This window comes from Nostoc sp. (assembly GCF_036917135.1).
GTDB lineage: Bacteria > Cyanobacteriota > Cyanobacteriia > Cyanobacteriales > Nostocaceae > Nostoc.
Genome location: NZ_JBALEA010000091.1, coordinates 15931 through 39343, shown reverse-complemented (window position 1 = coordinate 39343; position 23413 = coordinate 15931). Strand labels below are relative to the sequence as shown.

Genomic DNA, 23413 nt, shown 5'->3' with positions numbered 1-23413 from the left:
CTGTTATACTTTTTTACATTCATTGCTTAATGACTAAAATTTTCATATCTTCATTTTGATGAACAACTTAAAAAAATGGAAGACTTTAAAATCAAAAATGGTCTTAGATCATTACTGGTGTCAGGTAAGGCAAGATGAAATAGAATTGCCCAATGGTAAAATTATAGATGATTATTTTGTCAGTATTAAGCCTGACGTTGCGATGGTTTTACCAATCACTAGTAATAAAGAAATTATTTTTGTCCGGCAATATAGACACGCTATAGGTGAATTTTTCTTGGAACTGCCGGCAGGGAATTTCGATCCCACAAAAGAGAGTGCAGAAGTAGCAGCAATTAGAGAATTTACAGAAGAAACTGGTTATATTCCCCAAGAATTTAGAAAGATCGGAACTCTATACGATAAGCCGAGTAAGGATACCAATCAAATACACTTATTTTTAGCGGAAAATGTGAGTAAAGTTGGAGAGCAAAAACTAGATATTACAGAAGAGATTGAAGTTGTATTTATTCCTGTAGAATTAGTTTTAGATAAAATTATTCAGGGAGAAATTTCTGTTGCTGGTACTGTAGCGGCTCTGTTTTTAGGTTTAAATTTTCTAAATTATTAATAATTCAAGGGTTAATTACAGAGAAACCCAACAAAATCAACAAAAATCGCCGGAATCCCATCGCTTCAAGGGGTGGGAGAAACACGGTTTGGTTAAGCCCAAAAAATAAAAATATGTAGGTTGGGTTGAACTAAGGAAAAATAGAGGCACGTAGCAAAATCAGTCTAGTCACACTTTTGTCACAACTTGGTAATAACTTTGTCAAGAAAATGTAATTAAAGCTTGATATAATAAAGCTGCACATTTAAGGTTTTCATCTAGCTTGCCAAAGATGTCAGTCACCCAAGGCGATGCCAGCAGCTTTTAAAATCAATACTTCTGGGATAATTTTGGTTGATCGAGGTACTGGTAAACTAGGCGAGAAACTTGACGTACAAACTCCCTTCCTCGCTCATCGTCATGGGGTCTTCTAACAAAAATCCCTGCTAAATAATGCTTACCGTTTGGCATTTCAATAATCCCTGCATCCCCAACCAAAAATCCAATATCTCCCGTTTTATGAGCAATAGTTCCACCTTTACCCACACCAGCCGCCAGCAACTTATTATTATGACAATGACGCAAAATATCTAAAGCTTGTAAATGACTACTCTCTGAAATCAATTTATGTTGGTCAACCAAGGCTGACAACCTTACTAAATCTGCTGGACTAGTTGTATTAGTGCCTTTAAAGTCTCCTAACATATTGCGAATTACTGTGTTTTTTAGTCCCCAAGTGTGGAAACGTTGATTGAGTTTTGCTTTCCCGCCTAAACGGTCGATAATCATGTTAGTTGCAGTATTATCACTGATCGTAATCATTTTGTTAACAGTTTCGATGACACTCAGTTTGATTCCTGCTGGTTTATACTGCAATTCACCCGAACCACTTGCTACTAAGTCACGCCGCATCACTAGCTTTTCGTCAAGTTTGACTTTCCCAGAGTCTACTTGTTCAAATAAAGCAATTAAGATCGGATATTTAATGGTACTAGCTGCGGGAAATACCTTCTCGCCATCAATATTCAAATAGTTACCTGTTTCTATATCTAAGAAAAACATCCCAGGTTTGAGAAAACTATAATGAGCCATTAATGCTCTAACTTGAGACTTTAGCTCTGTTATTTCTTGGCCTAATGGAATAATGCCACCAAATAAAGAAGGATCATTTGTATTGCTGAAAATCTCCGGTTGATTGAGTTTAGGAATAAGATTTCTCTGCCCGGTTCCTTCATTTTGAAAGTTAGCCAGTAAAGACTTCCAATCTGTTGTTGACTCTCGATGATTCTGATTCGAGTTAATTTTTGGAGATTTTAATATTGCTGCCAATGTGGGCGATGTTAGTAACAAAGTACTAATAATAGTTAGTAAAAACCAGCGTAATCTCATTGATTTATTTCCGAGGATAAATTTACTTGCTTGGACAGCTTTTTTGAAGAATTTGTATATTTTACATATAATATGTCAAATAATATGTCAAAATCATAGTTATATTTGTTTACGATGTCAATATTTAAATTGATTATTTTATTTGGGACATCAATAATTCCCAGTAAATCTTGGTTTATAACTAGAAATTTTTACATACATTCTTGATGAAAATATTACAAAATTATGACGAAAGGATGTTTTAGTTATATGATTGCCCTTACAATCATATATTGAGAACACCTAAGTTGCGTGGGTATGCGATGTCTACGACGAGCTACGCCTACGCACTCTTGGCAATCCATGAATAGATAGTTATACTTTCCCTGAAAGTAAGCAGATACAAAATCTAACTTACTATTCAGTATAATGACTGATTATTTGACTATTAAAGGAACTTAACGTGATCAATAATAAGCCGATCCTTTGGACTCCAGCAAAATTAGTTGGGCTGCTTGCCTTATGTAGTAGTTTTAGTCTTAGCTTAATATTTTTGATAAAAATAAATCTTTTTAAAGCACTATCACAACAGAGTGTAAATGTAAATAATATAACGGCAGATGTAGGAACCCAGCAGCGAGTTGAGGAATTAAAGGCAGCAATGCTGACAAGTTGGCAGCAACAAGCCCAAGTAAAGGGTTTTTCTGACTCTATACCATCCAGTTTTCAAGGTGCAATAATTGACTCGGCAAAACTCTCTCCACCTCAGAAAGTAATTGCTCTCACCTTTGATGATGGTCCTTGGCCCGAAAGTACAGCAGAAGTCTTAGATATTCTGAAAAAAAATCAGATTAAAGCAACATTTTTTGTGATTGGGCAAAATGTGAAAAATTATCCCGACTTACTGAAGCAGGAGATTGCTGAAGGTCATGTGATTGGCAACCATACTTGGCATCATTGGTATCAATTCTTGAATCCACAAGCCGCCGCTTATGAAATTGACCAGACAGCAAATCTGATTTATAAAATTACAGGGTTAAAAACAAATTTATTTCGGCCACCTGGAGGAATTATGCATAATGGGGTGGTTGATTACGCTAGAAATAGCAAATACGCGATTGTTTTGTGGTCATCTGACTCTATAGATTATTCGCGTCCTGCTGTACCCAAATTAATCCATAATGTGTTCCGAGAGGCAAAACCTGGTGGAATTGTGTTGATGCATGATGGTGGTGGTAATCGTTCTAAGACTGTACAAGCTTTACCTGAAATTATTGCCAACTTTCGCAAGCAGGGCTATAGCTTTGTGACTATCCCTGAACTCTTAGAAATGGAAGATAAAAATCAAAAATTGATTGTCAATAAAAAATAATATAGCAATTCGATTTGATTTTTTTACTTATTTGCGTAGCTAGGGAATAGGGAATCAGTCCTTTCGAGTTGTACAGAGTTTTTTCAAAAATAAAAAATCAAATAGAAGTCATATACAAGTTGCTAATTACAGATTAAGCGATCGCACCTGGAGGAATAACTAGCGCTAAAAGCGTTCCTTGATCTTGTCCTTAATTGTCTTGGCGATTTTCTGGCGAGTAAGGAACACCCAACCCTTGGGGTGGTATAGATTTACCAGCTAATCCCAGTAATGCAAATAGAGCGATCGCGTATGGTAACATGACTAAAAATTGATAGGGAATATTTACACCCAAGGCTTGAACTCTTAACTGTAAAGCTTCCGTAGCGCCAAATAATAAACAAGCCAAAGTACTACCTAAAGGATGCCACCTACCGAAAATTAAAGCTGCGATCGCAATAAATCCTTTACCTGCACTCATCCCTTCTGTAAAAAATTTTATTTGTACCAAAGCGAGATCAGCACCTCCTAAACTGGCAAGACAGCCACTCAGGATTACAGCCAAATATCGCACCCTTGATACTGAAACCCCAGCCGTCGCCGCCGCTTTGGGATATTCCCCTACCGCCCGCAAAGTTAGCCCAAAGCTAGTACGAAATAAAATATAGGTACTTAAAGCAACTAAAATTAACAGTAAATATACAAGCACATCTTGCTGGAACAACATAGCACCAAGTATCGGTATATTCGCAAGACCAGGAATAATTATAGGCTCAATTCCTGGTAATCTTTGAGTGCTACTGCTAGCAAATACTAACCGCGCTAAAAACGATGTTAACCCCGCAGCTACTAAATTAATTGCTAGCCCTGATACTAACTGATTGACATATAAAGTTACACATAAAAAGGCATGGAGTAAACCGACTAATCCCCCAGCAATCAACGCACAGAGAACACCAAGCCAAGGGTTGCCAGTGTAAAAGGTAGCGGCTGCACTGGTAAAAGCACCAGTTATTAACATTCCTTCTAGGGCAATATTTAATACTCCTGAACGTTCTGAGTACATTCCCCCAAGGGCAGCAAATGCTAGGGGTACGGCTAAGTTTAAGCTAGCAATTAAGTAATCAGAGAGGAAGTTAAGGTTATTCATAGTTTTTTTTTAAACGCAAAGGAACGCTAAGGGAAGCGCAGAGTATCGCAGAGAAATTTTCGCGTTAAACGTCAAGTGTTACTTTGGGTTTTTATTCGTGTTTCTACGGCGAGGCTGATGGCAATGAATAAGACGGTTAATCCTTGGATGGCATAAACTACAGTTACGGGTACGCCGGCACTACGTTGCATGACATTGGCACCACTACGCAAGGCGGCGAAAAATAAAGAAGTTAATACTACACCGCTAATACTACCGCGACTTAAGAAGGCGATCGCCACAGCATCAAATCCATAACCAGATGAAACCTGTTCAAATAGGCGGTACTTCAATCCCATCACTTCAGATGCACCCGCTAACCCAGCTAAACCACCTGCTAACCCCATTACTAACATGATCGTATTTTTAACCGAAATTCGGGCATAATGGGCTGCTGTGGGGTTAAAACCAACGGCGGCAATTTGGTATCCTAGAGGCGATCGCACCAATAACACCCACAATATGACTGCTGCCATTAACGCCAGTATTATGCCAGCATGGGCAAGACTTTCGGGTAAGATAATCGGCAACTGTGCAGATTTAGCTATCAAAGGTGAATAAGGACTAGGTGCAGCTGGTGCTTTTAAGGGATTTTGCACTAAGTAGCTAACTAAATTCACTGCTATGTAATTCAGTAAGAGGGTAGTGATGACTTCATTGACTCCCCGTACTGCTTTGAGATAACCAGGTATCCAACCCCAAACCGCACCAAATCCAAAGCCAGCGAGAAGCGCTAAGGGAATGTGAATGATAGCTGGTAATCCTTGCACATATAAACCGATTAAAGTGCTACCCAACGCACCAAGGTAAATTTGTCCTTCGCCACCGATATTAAATTGACCAGCCCGCAATGCTACTAATACCCCTAAACTGGTGAATAATAGGGGTGTCATTTTGGTGAGGGTGTTGCCAAAGCCAAAGTAAGTAGAGAGAGATTCTTGAAATAAAGCTGTGTAGGCAGTTATAGGATTTGCTCTGGCGAGTAATATGAGGATAGCACCGACGATGAGAGCAGAGGCGATGGCAATTAGCGGTGATAGAATTGGTAGCAGGAGTTGAAAGCGTTTATTTGTGATCATGATGCGATGATTGCCATCCCTCAACCTCAAAAAATGAGTATCGACCAATATCTTGAATGGGAACCATTACAAGAGAGTCGCTATGAATACGTTAATGGCAAAGTGTTTGCCATGACTGGCGGGACAATTCCTCACAATGATATTGCCCTAAATCTCTACAGAGCATTGTATCCCCATCTGCGTGCTAGAGGTTGTCGAATTAACGTTGCAGATGTCAAAGTGCAAGTCAGTACTCAAAGCCCATATTACTATCCTGATGTGGTGGTTAGCTGTGATGCTAGAGATTTAAATGCACGGAAATTTATTCAATATCCCAAAATCATTGTGGAAGTTCTTTCTCCTGGGACAGAAGCTAAAGATAGAGGAGAAAAGTTTGCTTCTTATCGCACTATGCCCAGTTTGCAAGAATATATTTTGATTGAATCCGAAAAAATTGGAATTGAATTTTATCGTCGAGGAGAAGGCAGAATGTGGCTGTATTCTCCCTATACAATTGGTGACGATATCACTATAGAAAGTGTTGGTTTTAGTTGTGAAATTGATTTGATTTATGAAGGTGTGAGTTTTGAGAATCGAGAATAAATATATGTTTTCATGGAGAGATGCAAAGAAGAGTTAAAGAATCAATCTTTATTCAGTTAACTGAGATATAGCAACATAGCGTTTCCTTTTTTAGCAGCATCTTGGTAATATTCTGTAATTTCCTGTTTGATAGCTATTAAGTCTTCCAATAGCTCATCATCCTCTCCTAACCAGACGGTATATTTATATATATCAATATTAAGTATAATAGCTTGATTCAATCTTTTTTTTAAATCTGCTTTTGTAATTCCGGGTAAAGCCTCTGCGACTTGCTTTACTTCATCATTTGTTAAGTATCTGACAGGAGTAAAATCTCTATCATACTCTTCTATTGGAGTTCCTCCCATAACAGCATTTACTAAAGATAAACCATCCGAATCTGAGTTTTCGTAAACTAAAAAAGGTAGCTGAAGCGCCTTCCAAGATGAATCATTGGTTAGTATAAAGTGCATAATGTGCCAAGCTTTATCAATATCTAATTCTTCATTTCTACCTTCGGCAATAACCAAAGGAATATCTGCTTTTATTTCATCAAACTCTTTATAATATAAAAAAATCCCTTTACCTTGCATTAAATCTGATTCAGATACATATCGGGCATGAGTAAACACTCTAATTAATCCAGGCTCTTGTTTTAGTTTTTCTAGTAAATTATGAGATAATTGCATAAATATTCCGTTTATGCCCATAGCTAGTTTTCCTTTGCGCCCTTTGTGTGAGGTAAATTCATCCCCGGATTCAGCAACGTCTTAATTTTTTATAGCGATCACATTCCCTCTATTTCCAAATCTTACGAACATTGATTTATATTATTCTATTGATTCTGAATCGCTGTAATTTCATCAGCAGTTAAAGTTACAACCTTCCCATCTTGCATAATACTAATAGATTGACCAAGTTTACGATGTCGTTCTATGGCTGCGGCAATTGCGGCTTTAACTCCAGCATCAATTTTACTTGATAAAAGTTCTAATTCTTGATCAGCCATTTTTATCCTCTGATTTGATTCCAAATTCTACTTTCATATACAATAAGCTGTTGACTATAGCTATACTCAGCTACTAAGCTAGCATCATTACTAGAGTTATTATAAATAATCCAGCGATCGCACAAAGGTAAATATAAAGAAATTAAATTTACTCTCCCTCTCTGGTAGCGTCTTCGGATCACATCTTCTGGAATCGAGTGTCCGCCGCTAGCAACCCTTTGTGCTACCCGTTCTACTGCCAAATCAGGACTTTGTAACCAAAAGTAAATTAAATTAATTATGTAACCTTTTGTTTTACATTCAATTATAAAAGGTGCAAAAGTTCTCGCGGCTAATGTGGTTTCAAAAGCAAAATCACTACCAGAGTTAGATAACGTCCGCAGGCGTGTAATCATTAATCTTCCTGCTTCTATAGCCATTGAATCTGGATTTAATGGGGATAACCCAGCAGCGATGGCGTAACCGCCCGCCGGAGGCGATCGCATCTGCATTCACATACTCAAAGCAGTCTAAAAAATTTGGTAATAAACTCATGGACACGGTGGTTTTTCCTGAACCATTTGCACCACCAATGATGTAAAGACTTGGCATTTTATCCTCTGCGCGTCCCGCCAGCCATCAATAAACCAATTTCTTCTCTAGTCGCTGTCTGTGCATCCAAAATAGCGACAAATTCACCTCTGTAGATTACAGCAATGCGATCGCTCATGGCCATGACTTCTTCTAACTCTGTAGAAATATACAAGATTGCGGCGCCGCGATCGCGTTGTGCTAACAACTGAGAATGAACTGTAGCGATCGCCCCTACATCTAATCCCCGTGTGGGTTGCATTGCTATAATTAAATCTGGTTCTCCCGCCAGTTCTCTCGCCAATACTACCTTTTGTTGATTTCCCCCCGATAGTTGGCTTACCTTGACATCTTCCCCAGTCGCCCGAATATCAAATTTTTCCATGACAATTTGAGCATGATTTTTGATTGCTGGTAGTTGTAATAAAAAATTGCGGCAGAATGGTAAGCTTTTAAAAGCATTCAAAATCAAGTTTTGGGCAATGGTAAACTGCAACACTAAACCCATTTTTTGCCGATCTTCGGGGATGTAACCTATTTTTTGGCGAGTACGGGAGCTACTAAACTCAATCTTACCATTCTTGATACTTGTTAAACCTACGATTGCATCAGCTAATTCTCGCTGTCCATTGCCATCTACACCAGCAATTCCTAAGATTTCCCCAGCGCGTAATTGAAATGAAAGATTACGGATAGCAGGAATATTCCGATCATTAACAACTGACAAATTTTGTACCGACACGATCGCTTTTCCCGGTACAGATGCAGATTTGTTGACTTGTAAAACAACTTCGCGCCCCACCATCAATTCTGCTAATTGTTGAGGAGTCACTTCTTTAGCTGTGGTTGTCGCTACTACTTTACTTCGTCGTAGCACTGTGATTGTATCGCAGAGATTGATTACCTCTTCTAACTTGTGACTAATAAAAATAATCGTCTTGCCAGCTAACGCCAGTTTTCGCAAGATATTAATTAATAATTCTACTTCTGTTGGTGTCAAAACTGCTGTTGGTTCATCGAGAATTAAGAGTTGGGCTTGGCGATATAATACTTTGAGAATTTCTACTCGCTGTTGTGTCCCTACTGGTAAATTTTCTATTTTATCTGTGGGGTCAATTTCTAGCCCGTAGGCTTGGGATAAAGCCGCAATCTCTTGTTGTTTTTCCCGCAGATTTAAGCACCAATTATTTTCTCTACCCAAGATGATATTTTCGGTAACAGTTAAGTTAGGTACAAGCATAAAATGTTGATATACCATGCCTATACCTAATTTTATTGCCTCATTTGCAGAGGTAATTTTTACTGGTTTATCTTCTAGATAAATTGTTCCGGCATCAGGTTGATATAGACCACTAATAATGTTCATTAAAGTAGTCTTACCTGCGCCATTTTCACCTAAAATTCCATGAATTTTACCAGCATCAACACTGAAGGTAATATTCTGATTAGCAACAAATGAATTAAAACGTTTACTAATATTTTCTAAACGTAAATACATTGAATTTCATGCTTTTTTGACACAACGGGTATCTTTACCAGCTTCCTGACAATTTTCAAAGATAATTTTTTTATCAACAATCTCCTGATTCACTTTCAAAGCATTTTGTTTAACGGTTTCCGGCACTGCTACCCCAAATTTACCTAAATATAATATATCTTTTCTTTCTAAACCTATAGAATATATCTGCCCTTGGAGTTTTTTTTGTTTTGCGAGTTCTGCTAAATAAGCTATTGCTATATCTAATCGTTTAACAGCACTTGTTAACACTGCTTTGGGGGCAAAATCTGACTGATCTTTTGTATTTCCAAAAGCATAAACTCCTTTATCGCTAGCTGCTTGTAAAACTGCGGGTGAAGCACTATCTAACCATTGATAAATTACATCATTACCGGAAGAAATTAAAGCAAGTGTAGCTTCTTTCGCCTTAGCAACATCATTCCAATCACCGATAAATGTAGAAGTAATTTGAATATTGGGCTTAACTGATTTTGCTCCTAATTGAAATCCCCGTAGTTCTTCTTGGGTAGCGGGAAATTCTTGTCCAGCAATATAAGCTAATTTATTAGATTTAGTGATCGCCGCGCCAATAATGCCACATAAATAACTACCTTGCAAATGATCTATTCGCAAAGAGGCAATATTTGCTCCCTTGTTATTACCATTTACACCCACAAAAAATGTATTGGGAAATTGTGCCGCAACTTGCTCTATAGCTGCATCAAATTGTCCACCGTGGGCGAATACAACATTATAACCCTTGCGGGCAAAGCCTGTTAATGCTTCTGTTTGATCTGCTTGGGCGACTTGTTCCAGATATGCAACTTCTGCACCTAGCTTTTGTTTAGCTAAGTTTACGCCTTCGTAACCAGACTGATTCCAAGCTTTATCAGTGATTGTTCCGGGGAGTGCGATCGCTATTTTAAAACCTTCCCCACCACTACTAACTGTTGGTGTCGTGCTTTGATTACTACTGCATGCTTTCAGCAATAAGCTACCAGCAAAAGTAGCTGAACTAGACAAAACAAATTTACGCCGGCTAAAATTTAGTGTCATATACTACTTGACTATATATTGTTGTTTTTGTGGTAAAAATTAGCATAGTGGCTGATTTTACCAGTTAGTCAGAATTTTGGCAAACATCCTCTAACTTGTCATGGATCGCAGAAGGTATGCTGTATTCTTAACTTCAGCGATAAATTGCTTTTTGAATAAATGTTTAATTTAATTTCCTACTTGTTTTTGGCTCAAGCAACGCCTGCACCTGCACCACAAGAAATCTTCATTCCCCAACAAACAAGACCTTTAACAGGACATCTTGATACAGTACCAGTATTTAACAGTAATAACCCCGAAGTAGTTCAGAGTGAAGGGATTCTGCTGTCTACATTTCCTCCTCAAGGCAAAAAAGTGCCCAGCGCCCACCTGAACTTTCCATTTCAGGGGCGGTTTGATTTATTTTCTCACCATATTGCCAGAGCGATTGAGACTCCAAATGATTTGCGGACTCTTTATTTGGGGGTGATTGTTTACAATCCAAGCGATCGCACCGCAACTGTCAATATATTGCAAGCAGCCAGTTATGTTAGTCAACCTGATGCACCTTTTATCAAACTTCCCCCGATGCAGGAAAATAATTCGGGAAATATTTATGCTGGGCCGGGCGATCGCGTCATGAATGATTTGCTACGAGTCAAACAGCAGTCAGGATGGCCAACCCAGTTGGTAATTCCAGCAAAACAAAGCCGGATGTTAATGAATCTTCCCATTCCAGTGCGGACTTTAACGCCGCCATTAAATGGACGTTCGACATTGTTGCATTTATATAGTGACAATCCAGTTTATCTGGCGAACCTGGCGATGTTTGCCAAACCCAATGCAGATGGTAGTGAGCGATCGCCTACTTTAGAAGAATGGGAGAATTTGTTAGAAAATGGTGATTTTGCAGGTCCCCGTGAACCTGCTCCCAGTCCTCCAGATCAGCTTGCAGGGGCAACAGAAATTTATGGTAGGGTAGCAGGGGTAGCTGTTGGCTCTCGTTGGCAATCACAACTTACTGACTCAAATAGTTCATACCTGACAATTCCCGAATCAGGACAAGCTTTTTCCTACGGTTTAAGTACCCTTTTAGCAGGGAAAATGGGTACTGGACAAAACCAAACCGCCAAACTAGTAGCCCGTTATCCTGGTACTGCTTACGAAGCTCACGGCAACTACGGCATTGAATACAACATTTCTCTACCATTAATCAATAATACAGATAAGTTGCAAACTGTCAATGTGCTTTTCCAAACACCTATCAAAGAAGATCAGTTAATTAAACCAGGGCTACGCTTTTTTTCACCACCCGAACCAGGCGTCTTTTTTCGAGGTACAGTCCGTATTCGCTACAAGGACGATGGCGGCTTACCCAGAACCCAATATTGGCATTTAGTTCAACAAGAGGGACAGATGGGAAAACCCCTTGCTCAATTAAAAATATCTCCTGGTCAACGGCGACTGGTAGAAGTGGGTTTTCTCTACCCACCCGATGCTACACCCCCTCAAATGCTAACAATTCAAACTTTATAAAAGACTTTCAAAAAATAAAATCAGCAATAAATACAATGATCAGCTTTTAGGCTTTTGCTGCAACTTGAGAACTTAATCTAGTCAAAAATATCAATTCAGCTAGGAAAAACTTATGGCAAATATCATTGGAACCAACGGGAATGATACCCTACTAGGCACTGACAGCGAGGATACGATTAATGGTAAAGCAGGTAACGATACTATCACAGGTAATTTTCGCAACGACACTCTGACTGGTGGCGGTGGCAAGGATAAATTTGTCTACAACTTATACGGGTTTAATTTTGGCAACACCGATACTATCACTGATTTCGGTGGCGTAGGTAAAGGCGTAACTCCCTCAGCAGGAGTCATTGCCGAAGTGGATACCATTCAATTCCAAGGTGCTACGTTGACTGCTCAAAATTTGCTGCTGACTCAGAATGGCAGCAATCTGGAAATCACCTTTGAAGATGATGTGTTAGGTGCAAAAGTCATCCTTCAAAACTTCAAATTAGAAAACCTGGATAATCTGCCAGCAACTTCTTCACGACCCGCTATTGGGAATATCCTGTTTGATGGACAAACCAGCATCACCGACAGTTTTGATGTGTTTAATGCCAACTCCACTCAAACTAACCTGTTCAACAAGAACACGGTGACATTCCTCAATGACCTCGACAACAACATTACAGGTTTTGACAACTCAAATGATGTGGTAAATGGTCAGGGGGGTAATGACAAAATCGATGGCAAGAGTGGTAACGACCTGCTGCGCGGTGGTACAGGCAATGATAGTCTCAACGGTGGTGAAGGGGATGACTACCTTAAGGGTGATAGTGGTAACGACCTGTTGTGGGGTGGTACGGGCAATGACACCCTTCTTGCTGGTACGGGGAATGATACCCTTTTTGGTGGTGCTGGTGGCGATCGCTTAGATGTTGGTTCTTTGAGTTTTGATCATTTAGCAGAAGCAGGCAATCAGCTGCTCTCTGGGGACGATGGCAACGATACTCTCTCTGCCTCCGGCTACGACCGACGCTATGACACCCGTTACTCCTATGGCAATAACACCCTCAACGGTGGTGTTGGTGACGATTACTTGATTGTTAACTTTTCAAAAGGCAACAACTTGCTGAATGGGGGTGATGGCAACGATACGTTCTCCGAGTCCGACAATGGCAATGATACGATAGATGGAGGTAAAGGTGACGATTTGTTGTCCTATAACCCCAGTTCTTCTATCAGGGGAATCATTTCGAGATTCAATCCTACTACTAACGTTGGCTCAATTACCCTAGATAAGAATCAGGTTAGCTACAAGAATATCGAACGATTAGATATCACAGGTACACAGTACGATGACTTGATTGTGGGGAGCAACGGCAACGATACCCTTGACCTAGGCAATAGTGGCAATGATACGGTTGATGGGGGAATTGGTGACGATTTATTGAGGATTAATGACGAAAATAATTATTATCCCGGGGGAATCACAACGACATTCGATGCTACTACTAACATTGGCTTAATTACGGCGAGTACGAGACTGGTTAGCTACAAAAATATCGAACGATTAGATATCACTGGTACATCCAACAATGACTTGATTGTGGGGAATAATGGTAATGATACGCTTTCCGGGGGAGTTGATGGGAATGATACAATAGATGGGGGCGCAGGTGATGATTTGTTGAGGTTGGATAGCTCAGGTGACAAGGGAATCACAACGACATTCAATGCTACTACTAACATTGGCTCAATTACGGGAGGCACGAGAGTAGTTAGCTACAAGAATATCGAACGATTAGATATCAGAGGTACAAACAACAATGACAATATTGTAGGCAACAATGGCAATGATACGCTTTCCGGGTATGGGGGCAATGATACGATAGATGGGGGCGCAGGTGACGATTTCTTGTCCTATGGCTCCTATTCCGAGGCAATTACTTCAACTTTTGATGCTACTACTAATACTGGCTTAATTACGGCGGGCAGCAATCGCGTTAGCTACAAGAATATCGAACGATTAGATATCGCAAGTTCATTCGAGGATGACAATATTGTGGGGAGCAATGGCAACGATACGATAATAGGAAACGTTGCATATTCCGCGCCGACTTCCCTATATACCAGTAGGTATCTTAATAGCAATGACACAATAGATGGGGGCAAAGGTGACGATTTATTGATCGTCGATGACAGCGATGGTAGCGATGCAATCACAACAACATTCAATGCCACCACTAACCAAGGCTCAATTACAGATGGCACGAATCGGATTAGCTACAAGAATATCGAACGATTAGATATCACAGGTACACAATACGATGACATCCTAACAGGTGCCAACGGTAATGATACCCTCAATGGTGGTGGTGGTACTGATACCTTTGCTTTTAATAGTTTCAATGAAGGCATTGATAGACTTGATGATTTCAGCACTACTAATGAACTGATTCAAGTATCAGTTGCTGGTTTTGGTGGGGGATTATCACCAGGTTCACTTAATACAAGTCAGTTTGCCATCGGAGTATCTGCAACCACTAGCACTCAGCGATTTATTTACAACGATGTTACAGGGGCATTGTTCTTTGACCAAGATGGTAGTGCGATCGCCTTTACTCAGGTACAATTTGCACAATTATCTCCTGGATCGTCACTAACCAAAAACAATTTTGTGCTTGTTTAACCTTGATTAGCGGGTAGCTTACCCGATATTAACACTGCCACCGACTTGAGTTGCACCCTCAGATGCAGGAGGGTGATAAGTCATAGACTGCAACCCTAAGCGACCAGGGCCAATAAACCGGTTAAGAGTAAATGAAATGCCACCAAGCATCACCCCAATTGCTCCGAAGATGCCACCACTAGATTGCAGCGCCGTTACCGTCTCCATCTTCACTGATGAGTCTTTCCACAACCATGCCCCTGGTTCTACATCCAACACCTCTCCAGCAGCGAGGTGCTTTTCAAAAACATTGCCGTAACCATGAATTAGAAGCAGCCCCCCTTGTTGCTGACCAATGAAGCGATCGATGAATAACCCACCACTGCGGCTGAAAAAGAGGTTCGCTAGTCCTCGCTGGAAAAAGAAACTGTACTCAACATTGCTGGTAGCTAGCAAAAACTGATGTTCGCGCACATCCACTGTCTGTCCTCGCTCTAATTGCAGCACCACAATCTGTCCTGGAGCCTCACGGGAGAAAGCAATATTCCCTGGGCCGTGTGCTTCACTGATAAAAATTTGCAGTCCGGCAAAGAAACGCTTGGCTGCCCCTTTTAAACCTTTGACACCGAGGCGAACATTGGGGTGTTTCCACAGGAGAATATGATGCTCAAAGTAAATTGATTGCTGTTGTCCCAGATGGACATCTACTACAGGTACTACTTCTCCTTCGATTCTTAAACTTAAGTCACCGGAATGAAAGGTTTGTTGGGGATTTCTCAATTCTGGTATCGGTTCGCTGCTGAAGTCAGACATAGTAAGGTACTGGGGATTAGGGACTGGGTTTTGACTTAACAAACGGTGGGAACGAATTGCATTTATGATATACCCAAGATAGATGTAATAGCATCTAATATGTGCTAATTACTCAATACTGCCAATCGTAGGATTGAAAATTAGTATTTTTCTACATAAAATTAAAAATCTAAAATTAAAATTTGGTCACACTGATGGTTAGGAATGCTAGAGTTTCAAGAAATTCACCGGAACTTTTCAGCAGGTATTCATGGTGAAGAAACTACAGAAAAAGCAAATTTCGATAATTGCGGGTGCAGCACTGTTTGCCTTTTTAGCTGGGGCAATGGTATCAGCACCAGAGATTGGTAAAACCGTTGGGCAATGGCTCAAACTGGGTAAGAATCAGGCACAGCAACCATCTGATGCTACTATTGCCCAATCAGCCGTCTTTCCACTGATTTCACAATCGCTGCCAGAACGGGCGGAAAAACTAGCAGCGATCGCTGGGCAGCCTCCTTCGCCAGACCGGAATCGCGCTCGTTATCTTTTGGCAAGTGATTACGTTGAAAGAACCCAAGGGAAAAAAGCCCTGGTTTTACTGGACGGACTAGAGAAAGACTATCCCATTCTCGCGCCCTATATTTTGCTGAAACAAGCCCAGGCAGAGGATATGCTGGGCGAAGATGGCAAAGCCTCGGATCTCAGGCAAAGCGTGCTGAAACAGTATCCCAAAGAAGCGGCCAGCGTGAAAGCGTTATATCTGATTGCCCAACCAAAGCAACAAGAAATAGCGATCGCTCAATTTCCCTCCAATCCTCTAACTTGGGAAATTATTCGCAAACGCTTGCAAGAAAATCCCAATCAGCCAAAATTACAATTGATTTTGGCTAAATATGCTTACGATCAACCAGGCATAGTGGGCGTTTTGGATCAGCTAGTAAAACAGCCTAACCTCAAACCCGAAGACTGGGAACTAATTGGTACAAGCTATTGGGAAAATAGTCAATTTCTCAAAGCGGCCAATGCTTATACCCAAGCACCAAAAACATCCCGTAACCTCTACCGTACCGCACGAGGGTTACAGATCGGGGGTAAAGATAAAGAAAAAGCTATCGCCACCTATAAACAATTGGTGCAGCAATTTCCCAATACCGAAGATACTGGAAATGCTCTACTGCGGTTAGCAGAAATGGCAAAAACTCCTAAAGATGGCTTACCCTATCTTGAGCAGGTAATTAGTAAATTTCCCAAACAAGCTGGTACGGCACTGGCACAAAAAGCCAAAACTCTCCAGGCCACGAATAGCCAAAAGTCAGCAAGCGAAACGTGGCAATTACTGATAGCCAAGTACGGAAATTCTGACGATGCGGCAGAGTATCGCTGGAAAGTCGCCCAAGATAAAGCCAAAGCTAAAGATTATGTCGGTGCTTGGCAATGGGCAGAACCAATTGTTACCAACAACCCCAACAGTATTTTGGCTCCAAGAGCAGGCTTTTGGGTTGGGAAATGGGCAGCTTCACTAGGCAAACACCAGGAATCTCAAACTGCTTATGAGTATGTGATTAAACAGTTTCCCTACTCTTACTATGCATGGCGAGCCGCGACCATGTTGGGGCTAAATGTCGGCAACTTTGACAATGTGCGCGTCATGAACCCGGAAGTAATCGCACCCCAGCGTCCATTACCGCCTGCTGGTTCTGATACTTTTAAAGAATTATATCTGCTGGGTCAAGACCGCGATGCTTGGTTACAATGGCAAACAGAATTTCAGAACAAAATTCAGCCAACGGTAACAGAGCAATTTACCGAAGGGTTGATCCGGCAGGCTAAGGGAGAAAATCTCATCGGAATTGACAAAATTTCTAAGTTGGAAGATCGGGAAACACCAGCAGAACTTGCCCAATATCAGACTCTCAGCAAACAAATCACCTACTGGCAAGCCCGTTATCCATTTCCCTATCTTCGGGAGATTGAAAAGTGGTCTACTGAGCGTAAACTCAATCCTTTGTTAGTCACTGCCTTAATTCGTCAGGAGTCACGGTTTGAACCAAAAATCAAATCTGTTGCTAACGCTACTGGTTTAATGCAACTGTTGCCGAGTACAGCTCAATGGATTGCCCCACAAATCAAGGTGGACATTAAAACCATAAACTTAGAAAATCCCAACGATAACATCATGTTGGGTACATGGTATTTGGATCATACCCATCAGCAATATAACAATAACTCCCTGCTAGCGATCGCCAGTTACAATGCTGGCCCCGGCAATGTCTCCAAATGGCTGCAAACTCAAACTACACAAGATCCAGATGAGTTTGTTGAAGAAATTCCCTTTGATGAAACCAAAAATTATGTGCGGCAAGTATTTGGCAACTACTGGAATTATTTGAGACTTTACAACCCGGAGATTTCTGGCATCGTCGCCAAGTACTCGACTACACACCCACAGCTGCCGGCGCGTTAACAATTCAAAATTCAAAGTTCACAACTCATAAGCTAAAACACATCTAAATTGCATATTAAAATTTTCTCAATATCTTGTGGGGTGGGCAGCGTTCGACTGAGCGCTCACGCCGAAGTCTTGCCCGCCCTAATGATGCAACTTTAATGCCGATTAGCTTAGTGATGTGTGTTTAGCTAAGGTCAAGATGGGGCATCGCAAAACTACGCGCGTTAGGGGCAATTCATGAATTGCCCCTACTCAAAAATCAGGGTTTGGGCTATTGTTTGCCTAAGTCCTGTTTCTGTTGAGAGGGTGAAGCGATCGCTAATAACTGAAATTACTCGCAGTTGTAAGGGTTAATATATCTTAATATATTAATTGTTACTTTTTTCGCACCCTCCTTAATTTTTCTGCCCAATGGAGTTAACTTCAAAAGAATTTAAATCAGAACTGATATTAGAAGTCCAAGCCTGCCTGCAATTGGCAGTTCCTTTAGTAATTACTCAAATATTAGAAGCGGGCATTCCTTTATTAGATGGGGTGATGATGGGCTTACTTAACAGCCAAGCTTTAGCTGCGGGTGCTTTAGGGGCTGTTGCCTTTTCTACCCTAGCTTCCGTTTGTCGTTCTATTCTTTCAGCTGCGGGTGTGAGTGTCGCAACTGCTTTTGGTGCAGGAAAAATAGACCAAGTTAGCCGTGCTACCTGTCAAGGAATTTGGTTAGCTGTGACAATGTGCTTACCTGTGATGTTTATCATTTGGCACTTTGACTATATCTTGCTGCTGACGGGTCAAGAACAAAGCAATGTATTATTGGCTCAAACCTATTTGCGATCTATTGTTTGGGCTTTTCCGGCCGCACTCGGTTTTTGTATCTTAAAAGAAGTTACCTCTGCCCTCAATCGCCCCCAATTCCTAACAGTAATTACGGTGTCAGGACTATTATTAAATGCGGCTGCTAATTACGTGTTAATGTTCGGCAAATTTGGTTTACCAGCCCTGGGTTTAGCCGGTATCGGTTGGGGAAGCACACTCATCTTTTGGCTGAATTTTATCGCCGCCGCCAGTTGGATTTGCTTCGATAACTACTTTAAAGAATACGAACTTAATAGCGCTTTATATAAATTCGATCGGGAGATGTTTGTAGATATCTTCCAAACTGGATGGTTTTTGGGGTTGCAGTATGGAGCAGAAATTGGAGTATTCACTGCCACTGCTTTAATGATGGGGTGGTTTGGAACAGAGACATTAGCAGCACATGAAATTACCGTCGAGACAGAAAGTTTTGTCGAAACAGTTTCTATAGGTATTTCCTATGCTGTCACCATGAGAGTAGGACAGTTGAGGGGACAAAATGATCTCAAGGGTGCAAGCAGAGCGGGATTTGTCTGCATTGCCCTTGTTACTCCCATTGTGAGCATTGTGGCACTAATTTTTTGGCTGTTTCCAAAGTATATTGTGGCAATGTTTTTAGATACCAGCAATCTAGATAATATCGAGATAGTTAAAACGGCAATTTCTTTTCTAGCTGTGGGGGCAATAGTCCAGATATTTTATTCTATTCAGACTATTGCTGCTGGTGCTTTGATCGGGTTGAAGGATACCCAAATACCAACGTTAATCACTATGTTTGCGTACTGGGGAGTAGGTCTAGGTGGGGGCTATCTGATGGCATTCCCTTTAGGCTGGGGTGCTATAGGTTTATGGTTGGGTTTAGTATTAGGGCTACTCATGGGTGCAGTGCTTTTAACTGGGCGTTTTTATCTTTTGACTTCTGAGATTGAGTCTGGTTGAACATCTCTAAAAACTTGAACATTTGTACCTCACCAACTCGCAATCTGCTGTATCTTCCCAGTCCCCAATACTTCGGCTTACCTCGGCTTCGCCCTTCTCCTATCGGAGACGCTGCGCGAACGGCTACGCTCAGGACAGGCTCGGCACAAGTCGCGGTAGTTGAGCGTAGTCGAAACTCAGTACAAGTCCCTAATCCCCAATCCCCAGTCCCTAGTTCCAAATTTGTACCTTTGCCATGCAGACTCGACTATTTCAGCAATGATTTCTGTATATGTCACACCACCCAAACGTCCCATAATTGGCAAGTCTGAGCGGATATGGTGTAGCCCTGGCAATGGGTTAACCTCCAGAAACTGCAACACACCGCAAGCATCACAGCGCAGATCCACGCGGGCAGCGTCACGGCAACCAAGAGTATGGTAGGCATCCAGCGCCAGTTGCCTTGCCTGTGCTGCCAGTGGTTCGGGATCTATGACCAAACGATAAGATACCCGTTCTAGATACTCATCTTTGTTGAGGGTAGTATAGGCGGAGGTTTCTGCTTGGTCTGTAAAAATTACTTCCATCACACCTACTACCCGTGATTTGCTGCCGTTGCCAACAATGCCCACTGTTACTTCTCTACCGGGAAGAAAGGTTTCTACCAGTATGGGTTGCTGAAAAAGTTCGCTTAACAATTGATAAGTATTTACTAGCTCTTTGCGTTCTTTGACAAGAGAACGCCCTGTTACCCCTTTAGAACTGCCTTCCGCCACAGGTTTGAGAAAAAGGGGCATTGGCAGCGATACGGCTGCGGCTTCGGCGGTAGTACTCACCACTTCAAAGGGAGCTGTAGGCAAACCGCGATCGCGCATTACTCTTTTAGCAAGTGCCTTGTCGAGGGTTAAAGCGCAGGTAAGCGGATCGGAAAAGGTGTAAGGTTGAGCGAATAATTCGCAAACCGCCGGGACTTGGGCTTCACGAGAGCGACCCTTCAAACCCTCAGCAATATTGAAAACCAGATCCCAGCGATCGCTCTTTACCAAACGCAGAGCAAGTTCTCTACCATTGCCCACACGTTCAACCTGATGACCTAACTGAAATAGTGCATCTTCCAACCCGATGATAGTTTCTTCGTCGTCGAACTCCATTACCTCAGAGGCACTAAAACCAGCCTTTAGGTAGTCTGCCTTCAGGTCATAACACAGACCAATTAATAACCCCATAGCCCGATAATTCCCAGTGAGAAAGCTTTTGCTGTTAGCTTGAATGTCTAAATTAGGTGTCTTAAGGGATTTCCAAGAAATAAATTATCCAAAGAAACGTAGACCGAAGGGCTTGCCGAAGGCTACCACAGAGGCAAGGCAGCGCGGTCTTGGGGAGCCAGTGCGGTCTTGGGGTCTCCCCAAGTGGAGCATCTGGCGTGGTTTCCCCCATGAGCGACTGCCGCGCAGAGAACACAGAGAGAAGAGAAGTAGAGAGGATTTTTGCGTCAGTTTTGGGATGTTTTTTTATTTGGAAGCCCCTAATTGAGGAATTCCGATTACTAAATCCTTAATGGAGTCGAAGATAGCTCATCAACAACATCAAACCATATAGGAGATTTATCTTCAGGAGAACCGTTGTAGTTGGCAGTCATTTCTTCTCCCGCTTCTATATCTCGGTAGGCAATATATTCCACTTCTCCTTCAGCGAATTTTTTCACATAGTAAGTATTGGGATAGTAAGAATGATTAATCAGGGACACTAAACCGAAAGCGATCGCCGCCGCTTTATCTTCCCAATCGTAGTAATAGTTACCCAAAGTTGTTTTATCTAGCAATTCAACCTGTTCTGCGGGTATAACAACAACTGGCGCTTTCTCAATCAGTTCTCCTTTCAAAAAGCGCTTCTGTGCGAAGATACCTCGACCTTTTATGTTTGTATTACCAACAATCAACATTTCAACTAATCTCCGGCAATTACTCAGTTTTTTGGTTTGCCATAATCTAAAAGAATCATTCCAACTGGCTCTTTTAGATGATGGCGATCAACTCGTATACAAATATATAGTGTTACCTCTACTCCACTGGATCTACATAAGTGTATGTCTTACCTGCCCAATTTTGCACTGTCGCTGTGCCCTTCTCATAAGCAAGTAGAGTCTCGGCTTGAATTGGGACTTTGCCACCACCGCCAGGGGCATCAATCACATAGGTTGGTACAGCGTAGCCAGTGGTATGACCACGCAATTTAGAAATTAAATCAAGCCCAGTTTGAACACTTGTTCGCAGATGTGCGGTGCCAACAACTGGGTCGCATTGGTAAAGATAATAAGGTCGCACCCGCAGCTTGAGAAGACCGTGAAACAGATCCTTCAGGGCTTTTTCCGAATCATTTACACCTTTTAATAGCACAGTTTGACTGCCTAAAGGAATCCCCCCATCAGCTAGGCGATCGCAAGCTTGTGCTACTTCTGGGGTAAGTTCCCGCACATGACAAAAGTGCAAAGACAGCCACACCCGATGTTTACGCAGCAAAGCAACCAGTTCTGGTGTAATTCGCTGGGGTAAAAAACTCGGCACGCGAGAACCAATTCGGATAAATTCAATATGCTTAATGGCACGTAGCCGCCCAAGCAAGTTGTCTAAAGGTTCATCAGCCATCAATAGAGGATCACCACCGGAAATTAGCACATCACGGATCTCCGTGTGTTCCTCCAGGTAAGCGGCGATCGCATCCAACCGCCGTGTTACTGGGTACATCTCACCTTGGCTCACCAAACGAGAGCGGGTGCAGTAACGACAATAAGCAGCGCAAGTATCTAGGGCAAGGAGTAACACGCGATCGGGGTAGCGGTGTACGAGTCCTGGTACTGGAGTGTCATGATCTTCGCCGCATGGATCTACCATGTCTGCTGTACTAACTATTAGTTCTTCTTCCCGTGGAATCACTTGTAACCGTAGTGGGCAAAAGGGATCTTCTGGATCAAGTAGTGATGCAAAATATGGGGTTACGGCTACAGCAAACTTCTCTGGTGCGATTAAAAGTCCCTGTTCTTCGGTAGCACTAAGCCTTAATAACTTCTGAAAGTGTTCCAGCTTAGTTAACCGATGCCGCATTTGCCAGCGCCAATCGTTCCAGCGTTCTTGATTGTAAGTCTCTCCCAAAATCTGACAAATTTCTTCACACCGAACATCGGTTACTAGAGGATCTAAAGTAGTGTTTTTGAGCATGATTAGAACTAAATTAACCTGAGAATAATAAACCAATCACAGCCTATCCCGCATTTATCATCAGTCCTGTGATCGCCCTCGTCACAATCTATACTCAGAATATGTTTGGGGCATTTTTGACAGGTTATTTTTTGATGCAGGTGAAAAACCGAAATCTAAATTTTATTCCGCCACTAAACTCCAGAAAGGCGTAGAGGTTTCTTCGGCTTGTCGCCAGTATACTCAAGAACTGGATTACAGCGATCGCTTTTCCAATGTTTTTGTCAACTTCAGCAGGTCAGCTTTACCGTATTATTACGTACATAAATCGGATATATTTATTCAGGTAAGGATTTGGGAGTGCGATCGCCAGCCCTGAACTAGCAGCAGCTTTTAGTGCCGAAGCATCGCGTTTTAACGGCTCGCACTCTTGATTGCATCTGCGATCGCATCTAAAATTCACGTTATTTTACGAATGCGAATACTTTTAGATGAAATAACAGTAAAAGCTCCTAATAATTCATCTGCGTGTTTATTAATGGCATTGGTAATAATTTCTGCCGTATCATTTGGAGATAAACCGAATAACCGAATTAACACCACACCTGCTGCAATTCTACGCAAACGGAAAACTAACTCACCAAAATCTTTATCTGATGTCAATAAAATTGCACCTTCATTATTAGCCAAGTTCAAAACTTCATCGTCAGGAATTTCTGGTTCCATTTCCACAACATACAAAACTTCGGGGAGCATCAAGTCGCAGACCT

General features: G+C 41.6%; 21 protein-coding genes and 1 pseudogene. 7 read left to right on the top strand and 15 right to left on the bottom strand.

Annotation, left to right across the window (positions count from 1 at the left end):
* Window positions 1–58: 58 nt before the first annotated feature.
* Window positions 59–610: an NUDIX hydrolase gene (locus V7K50_RS29085; RefSeq protein ID WP_334966240.1), complete on the top strand. Its 552-nt coding sequence runs from the start codon at window positions 59–61 to the stop codon at window positions 608–610.
* A gap of 309 nt (window positions 611–919) precedes the next feature.
* Here the strand turns inward: V7K50_RS29085 and V7K50_RS29080 are convergent, their stop codons facing one another.
* A complete protein-coding gene (locus tag V7K50_RS29080; protein WP_334966238.1) occupies window positions 920–1978 on the bottom strand; it encodes a serine hydrolase in 1059 nt (352 codons plus the stop codon).
* Between the two features lie 442 nt (window positions 1979–2420).
* Between V7K50_RS29080 and V7K50_RS29075 the strand changes: the two genes are divergently transcribed.
* Entirely contained in the window at window positions 2421–3329 is a 909-nt protein-coding gene (locus V7K50_RS29075; RefSeq protein WP_334966236.1) for a polysaccharide deacetylase family protein, read from the top strand.
* 190 nt (window positions 3330–3519) lie between these two features.
* Here V7K50_RS29075 and V7K50_RS29070 read toward each other — a convergent pair whose 3' ends face one another.
* Together V7K50_RS29070 and V7K50_RS29065 are read right to left on the bottom strand one after the other, a co-directional pair.
* Window positions 3520–4458, bottom strand: coding sequence for an ABC transporter permease (locus V7K50_RS29070; RefSeq protein WP_334966234.1), 939 nt, complete (start codon window positions 4456–4458; stop codon window positions 3520–3522).
* Between the two features lie 71 nt (window positions 4459–4529).
* A complete protein-coding gene (locus tag V7K50_RS29065; RefSeq protein WP_334966232.1) occupies window positions 4530–5576 on the bottom strand; it encodes an ABC transporter permease in 1047 nt (348 codons plus the stop codon).
* Window positions 5577–5582: 6 nt separating this feature from the next.
* On the opposite strand from V7K50_RS29065, the gene V7K50_RS29060 reads away from it, so the two are divergent.
* On the top strand, window positions 5583–6158 hold the full coding sequence (locus tag V7K50_RS29060) for a Uma2 family endonuclease (RefSeq protein ID WP_334966230.1): 576 nt from the start codon (window positions 5583–5585) through the stop codon (window positions 6156–6158).
* Window positions 6159–6214: 56 nt separating this feature from the next.
* Here V7K50_RS29060 and V7K50_RS29055 read toward each other — a convergent pair whose 3' ends face one another.
* From V7K50_RS29055 to V7K50_RS29030, 6 genes are all read right to left on the bottom strand, one after another.
* On the bottom strand, window positions 6215–6847 hold the full coding sequence (locus V7K50_RS29055; protein ID WP_334966228.1) for a YfbM family protein: 633 nt from the start codon (window positions 6845–6847) through the stop codon (window positions 6215–6217).
* A 125-nt stretch (window positions 6848–6972) separates the two neighbouring features.
* On the bottom strand, window positions 6973–7146 hold the full coding sequence (locus V7K50_RS29050) for a hypothetical protein (protein WP_334801187.1): 174 nt from the start codon (window positions 7144–7146) through the stop codon (window positions 6973–6975).
* 2 nt (window positions 7147–7148) lie between these two features.
* Window positions 7149–7541, bottom strand: a complete 393-nt coding sequence (locus V7K50_RS29045) for a zeta toxin family protein (protein ID WP_334966227.1) — start codon at window positions 7539–7541, stop codon at window positions 7149–7151.
* On the bottom strand, window positions 7513–7737 hold the full coding sequence (locus V7K50_RS29040) for a hypothetical protein (RefSeq protein ID WP_334966225.1): 225 nt from the start codon (window positions 7735–7737) through the stop codon (window positions 7513–7515). The genes V7K50_RS29045 and V7K50_RS29040 overlap by 29 nt, the downstream gene beginning before the upstream one ends.
* 1 nt (window position 7738) lies before the next feature.
* Window positions 7739–9214, bottom strand: a complete 1476-nt coding sequence (locus tag V7K50_RS29035) for an ABC transporter ATP-binding protein (protein WP_334966224.1) — start codon at window positions 9212–9214, stop codon at window positions 7739–7741.
* A gap of 6 nt (window positions 9215–9220) precedes the next feature.
* On the bottom strand, window positions 9221–10270 hold the full coding sequence (locus tag V7K50_RS29030) for a BMP family protein (RefSeq protein ID WP_334966222.1): 1050 nt from the start codon (window positions 10268–10270) through the stop codon (window positions 9221–9223).
* A 159-nt stretch (window positions 10271–10429) separates the two neighbouring features.
* On the opposite strand from V7K50_RS29030, the gene V7K50_RS29025 reads away from it, so the two are divergent.
* Together V7K50_RS29025 and V7K50_RS29020 are read left to right on the top strand one after the other, a co-directional pair.
* Complete coding sequence (locus tag V7K50_RS29025) at window positions 10430–11785, top strand: DUF3370 domain-containing protein (RefSeq protein ID WP_334966220.1); 1356 nt, start codon at window positions 10430–10432, stop codon at window positions 11783–11785.
* A gap of 112 nt (window positions 11786–11897) precedes the next feature.
* Window positions 11898–14459: pseudogene (locus V7K50_RS29020) on the top strand (beta strand repeat-containing protein); the annotation flags it as partial.
* Window positions 14460–14477: 18 nt separating this feature from the next.
* On the opposite strand, the gene V7K50_RS29015 reads toward V7K50_RS29020, so the two are convergent.
* Entirely contained in the window at window positions 14478–15251 is a 774-nt protein-coding gene (locus V7K50_RS29015; protein WP_334966216.1) for an AIM24 family protein, read from the bottom strand.
* Between the two features lie 250 nt (window positions 15252–15501).
* Here V7K50_RS29015 and V7K50_RS29010 point away from each other — a divergent pair, with 250 nt between their 5' ends.
* Both V7K50_RS29010 and V7K50_RS29005 read left to right on the top strand, forming a co-directional pair.
* Complete coding sequence (locus V7K50_RS29010) at window positions 15502–17697, top strand: lytic transglycosylase domain-containing protein (protein WP_334966214.1); 2196 nt, start codon at window positions 15502–15504, stop codon at window positions 17695–17697.
* 396 nt (window positions 17698–18093) lie between these two features.
* A complete protein-coding gene (locus tag V7K50_RS29005; protein WP_334966212.1) occupies window positions 18094–19470 on the top strand; it encodes an MATE family efflux transporter in 1377 nt (458 codons plus the stop codon).
* A 176-nt stretch (window positions 19471–19646) separates the two neighbouring features.
* Here the strand turns inward: V7K50_RS29005 and V7K50_RS29000 are convergent, their stop codons facing one another.
* From V7K50_RS29000 to V7K50_RS28980, 5 genes are all read right to left on the bottom strand, one after another.
* A complete protein-coding gene (locus V7K50_RS29000) occupies window positions 19647–20675 on the bottom strand; it encodes a D-alanine--D-alanine ligase family protein (protein WP_334966210.1) in 1029 nt (342 codons plus the stop codon).
* Window positions 20676–20995: 320 nt separating this feature from the next.
* A complete protein-coding gene (locus V7K50_RS28995; protein WP_334966208.1) occupies window positions 20996–21391 on the bottom strand; it encodes an SET domain-containing protein in 396 nt (131 codons plus the stop codon).
* Between the two features lie 118 nt (window positions 21392–21509).
* Complete coding sequence (locus V7K50_RS28990) at window positions 21510–22664, bottom strand: KamA family radical SAM protein (RefSeq protein WP_334966206.1); 1155 nt, start codon at window positions 22662–22664, stop codon at window positions 21510–21512.
* Window positions 22665–22947: 283 nt separating this feature from the next.
* The gene (locus tag V7K50_RS28985) at window positions 22948–23106 is read right to left on the bottom strand and encodes a hypothetical protein (protein WP_334966205.1); all 159 of its coding nucleotides are present in this window, start codon (window positions 23104–23106) and stop codon (window positions 22948–22950) included.
* A complete protein-coding gene (locus V7K50_RS28980) occupies window positions 23103–23399 on the bottom strand; it encodes a DUF5615 family PIN-like protein (protein WP_334966203.1) in 297 nt (98 codons plus the stop codon). The genes V7K50_RS28985 and V7K50_RS28980 overlap by 4 nt, the downstream gene beginning before the upstream one ends.
* Between the last annotated feature and the right edge of the window lie 14 nt (window positions 23400–23413).

Coding starts and splice junctions, on each gene's coding strand:
- V7K50_RS29070 (WP_334966234.1), bottom strand. CDS start 4,458: ATGAATAACCTTAACTTCCTCTCTGATTACTTAATTGCTAGCTTAAAC.
- V7K50_RS29035 (WP_334966224.1), bottom strand. CDS start 9,214: ATGTATTTACGTTTAGAAAATATTAGTAAACGTTTTAATTCATTTGTT.
- V7K50_RS29085 (WP_334966240.1), top strand. CDS start 59: ATGAACAACTTAAAAAAATGGAAGACTTTAAAATCAAAAATGGTCTTA.
- V7K50_RS29065 (WP_334966232.1), bottom strand. CDS start 5,576: ATGATCACAAATAAACGCTTTCAACTCCTGCTACCAATTCTATCACCG.
- V7K50_RS29060 (WP_334966230.1), top strand. CDS start 5,583: ATGATTGCCATCCCTCAACCTCAAAAAATGAGTATCGACCAATATCTT.
- V7K50_RS29010 (WP_334966214.1), top strand. CDS start 15,502: ATGGTGAAGAAACTACAGAAAAAGCAAATTTCGATAATTGCGGGTGCA.
- V7K50_RS29030 (WP_334966222.1), bottom strand. CDS start 10,270: ATGACACTAAATTTTAGCCGGCGTAAATTTGTTTTGTCTAGTTCAGCT.
- V7K50_RS29040 (WP_334966225.1), bottom strand. CDS start 7,737: ATGCCAAGTCTTTACATCATTGGTGGTGCAAATGGTTCAGGAAAAACC.
- V7K50_RS29055 (WP_334966228.1), bottom strand. CDS start 6,847: ATGGGCATAAACGGAATATTTATGCAATTATCTCATAATTTACTAGAA.
- V7K50_RS28980 (WP_334966203.1), bottom strand. CDS start 23,399: ATGCTCCCCGAAGTTTTGTATGTTGTGGAAATGGAACCAGAAATTCCT.
- V7K50_RS29005 (WP_334966212.1), top strand. CDS start 18,094: ATGGAGTTAACTTCAAAAGAATTTAAATCAGAACTGATATTAGAAGTC.
- V7K50_RS29050 (WP_334801187.1), bottom strand. CDS start 7,146: ATGGCTGATCAAGAATTAGAACTTTTATCAAGTAAAATTGATGCTGGA.
- V7K50_RS28990 (WP_334966206.1), bottom strand. CDS start 22,664: ATGCTCAAAAACACTACTTTAGATCCTCTAGTAACCGATGTTCGGTGT.
- V7K50_RS29045 (WP_334966227.1), bottom strand. CDS start 7,541: ATGATTACACGCCTGCGGACGTTATCTAACTCTGGTAGTGATTTTGCT.
- V7K50_RS29025 (WP_334966220.1), top strand. CDS start 10,430: ATGTTTAATTTAATTTCCTACTTGTTTTTGGCTCAAGCAACGCCTGCA.
- V7K50_RS29015 (WP_334966216.1), bottom strand. CDS start 15,251: ATGTCTGACTTCAGCAGCGAACCGATACCAGAATTGAGAAATCCCCAA.
- V7K50_RS29080 (WP_334966238.1), bottom strand. CDS start 1,978: ATGAGATTACGCTGGTTTTTACTAACTATTATTAGTACTTTGTTACTA.
- V7K50_RS28995 (WP_334966208.1), bottom strand. CDS start 21,391: ATGTTGATTGTTGGTAATACAAACATAAAAGGTCGAGGTATCTTCGCA.
- V7K50_RS29000 (WP_334966210.1), bottom strand. CDS start 20,675: ATGGGGTTATTAATTGGTCTGTGTTATGACCTGAAGGCAGACTACCTA.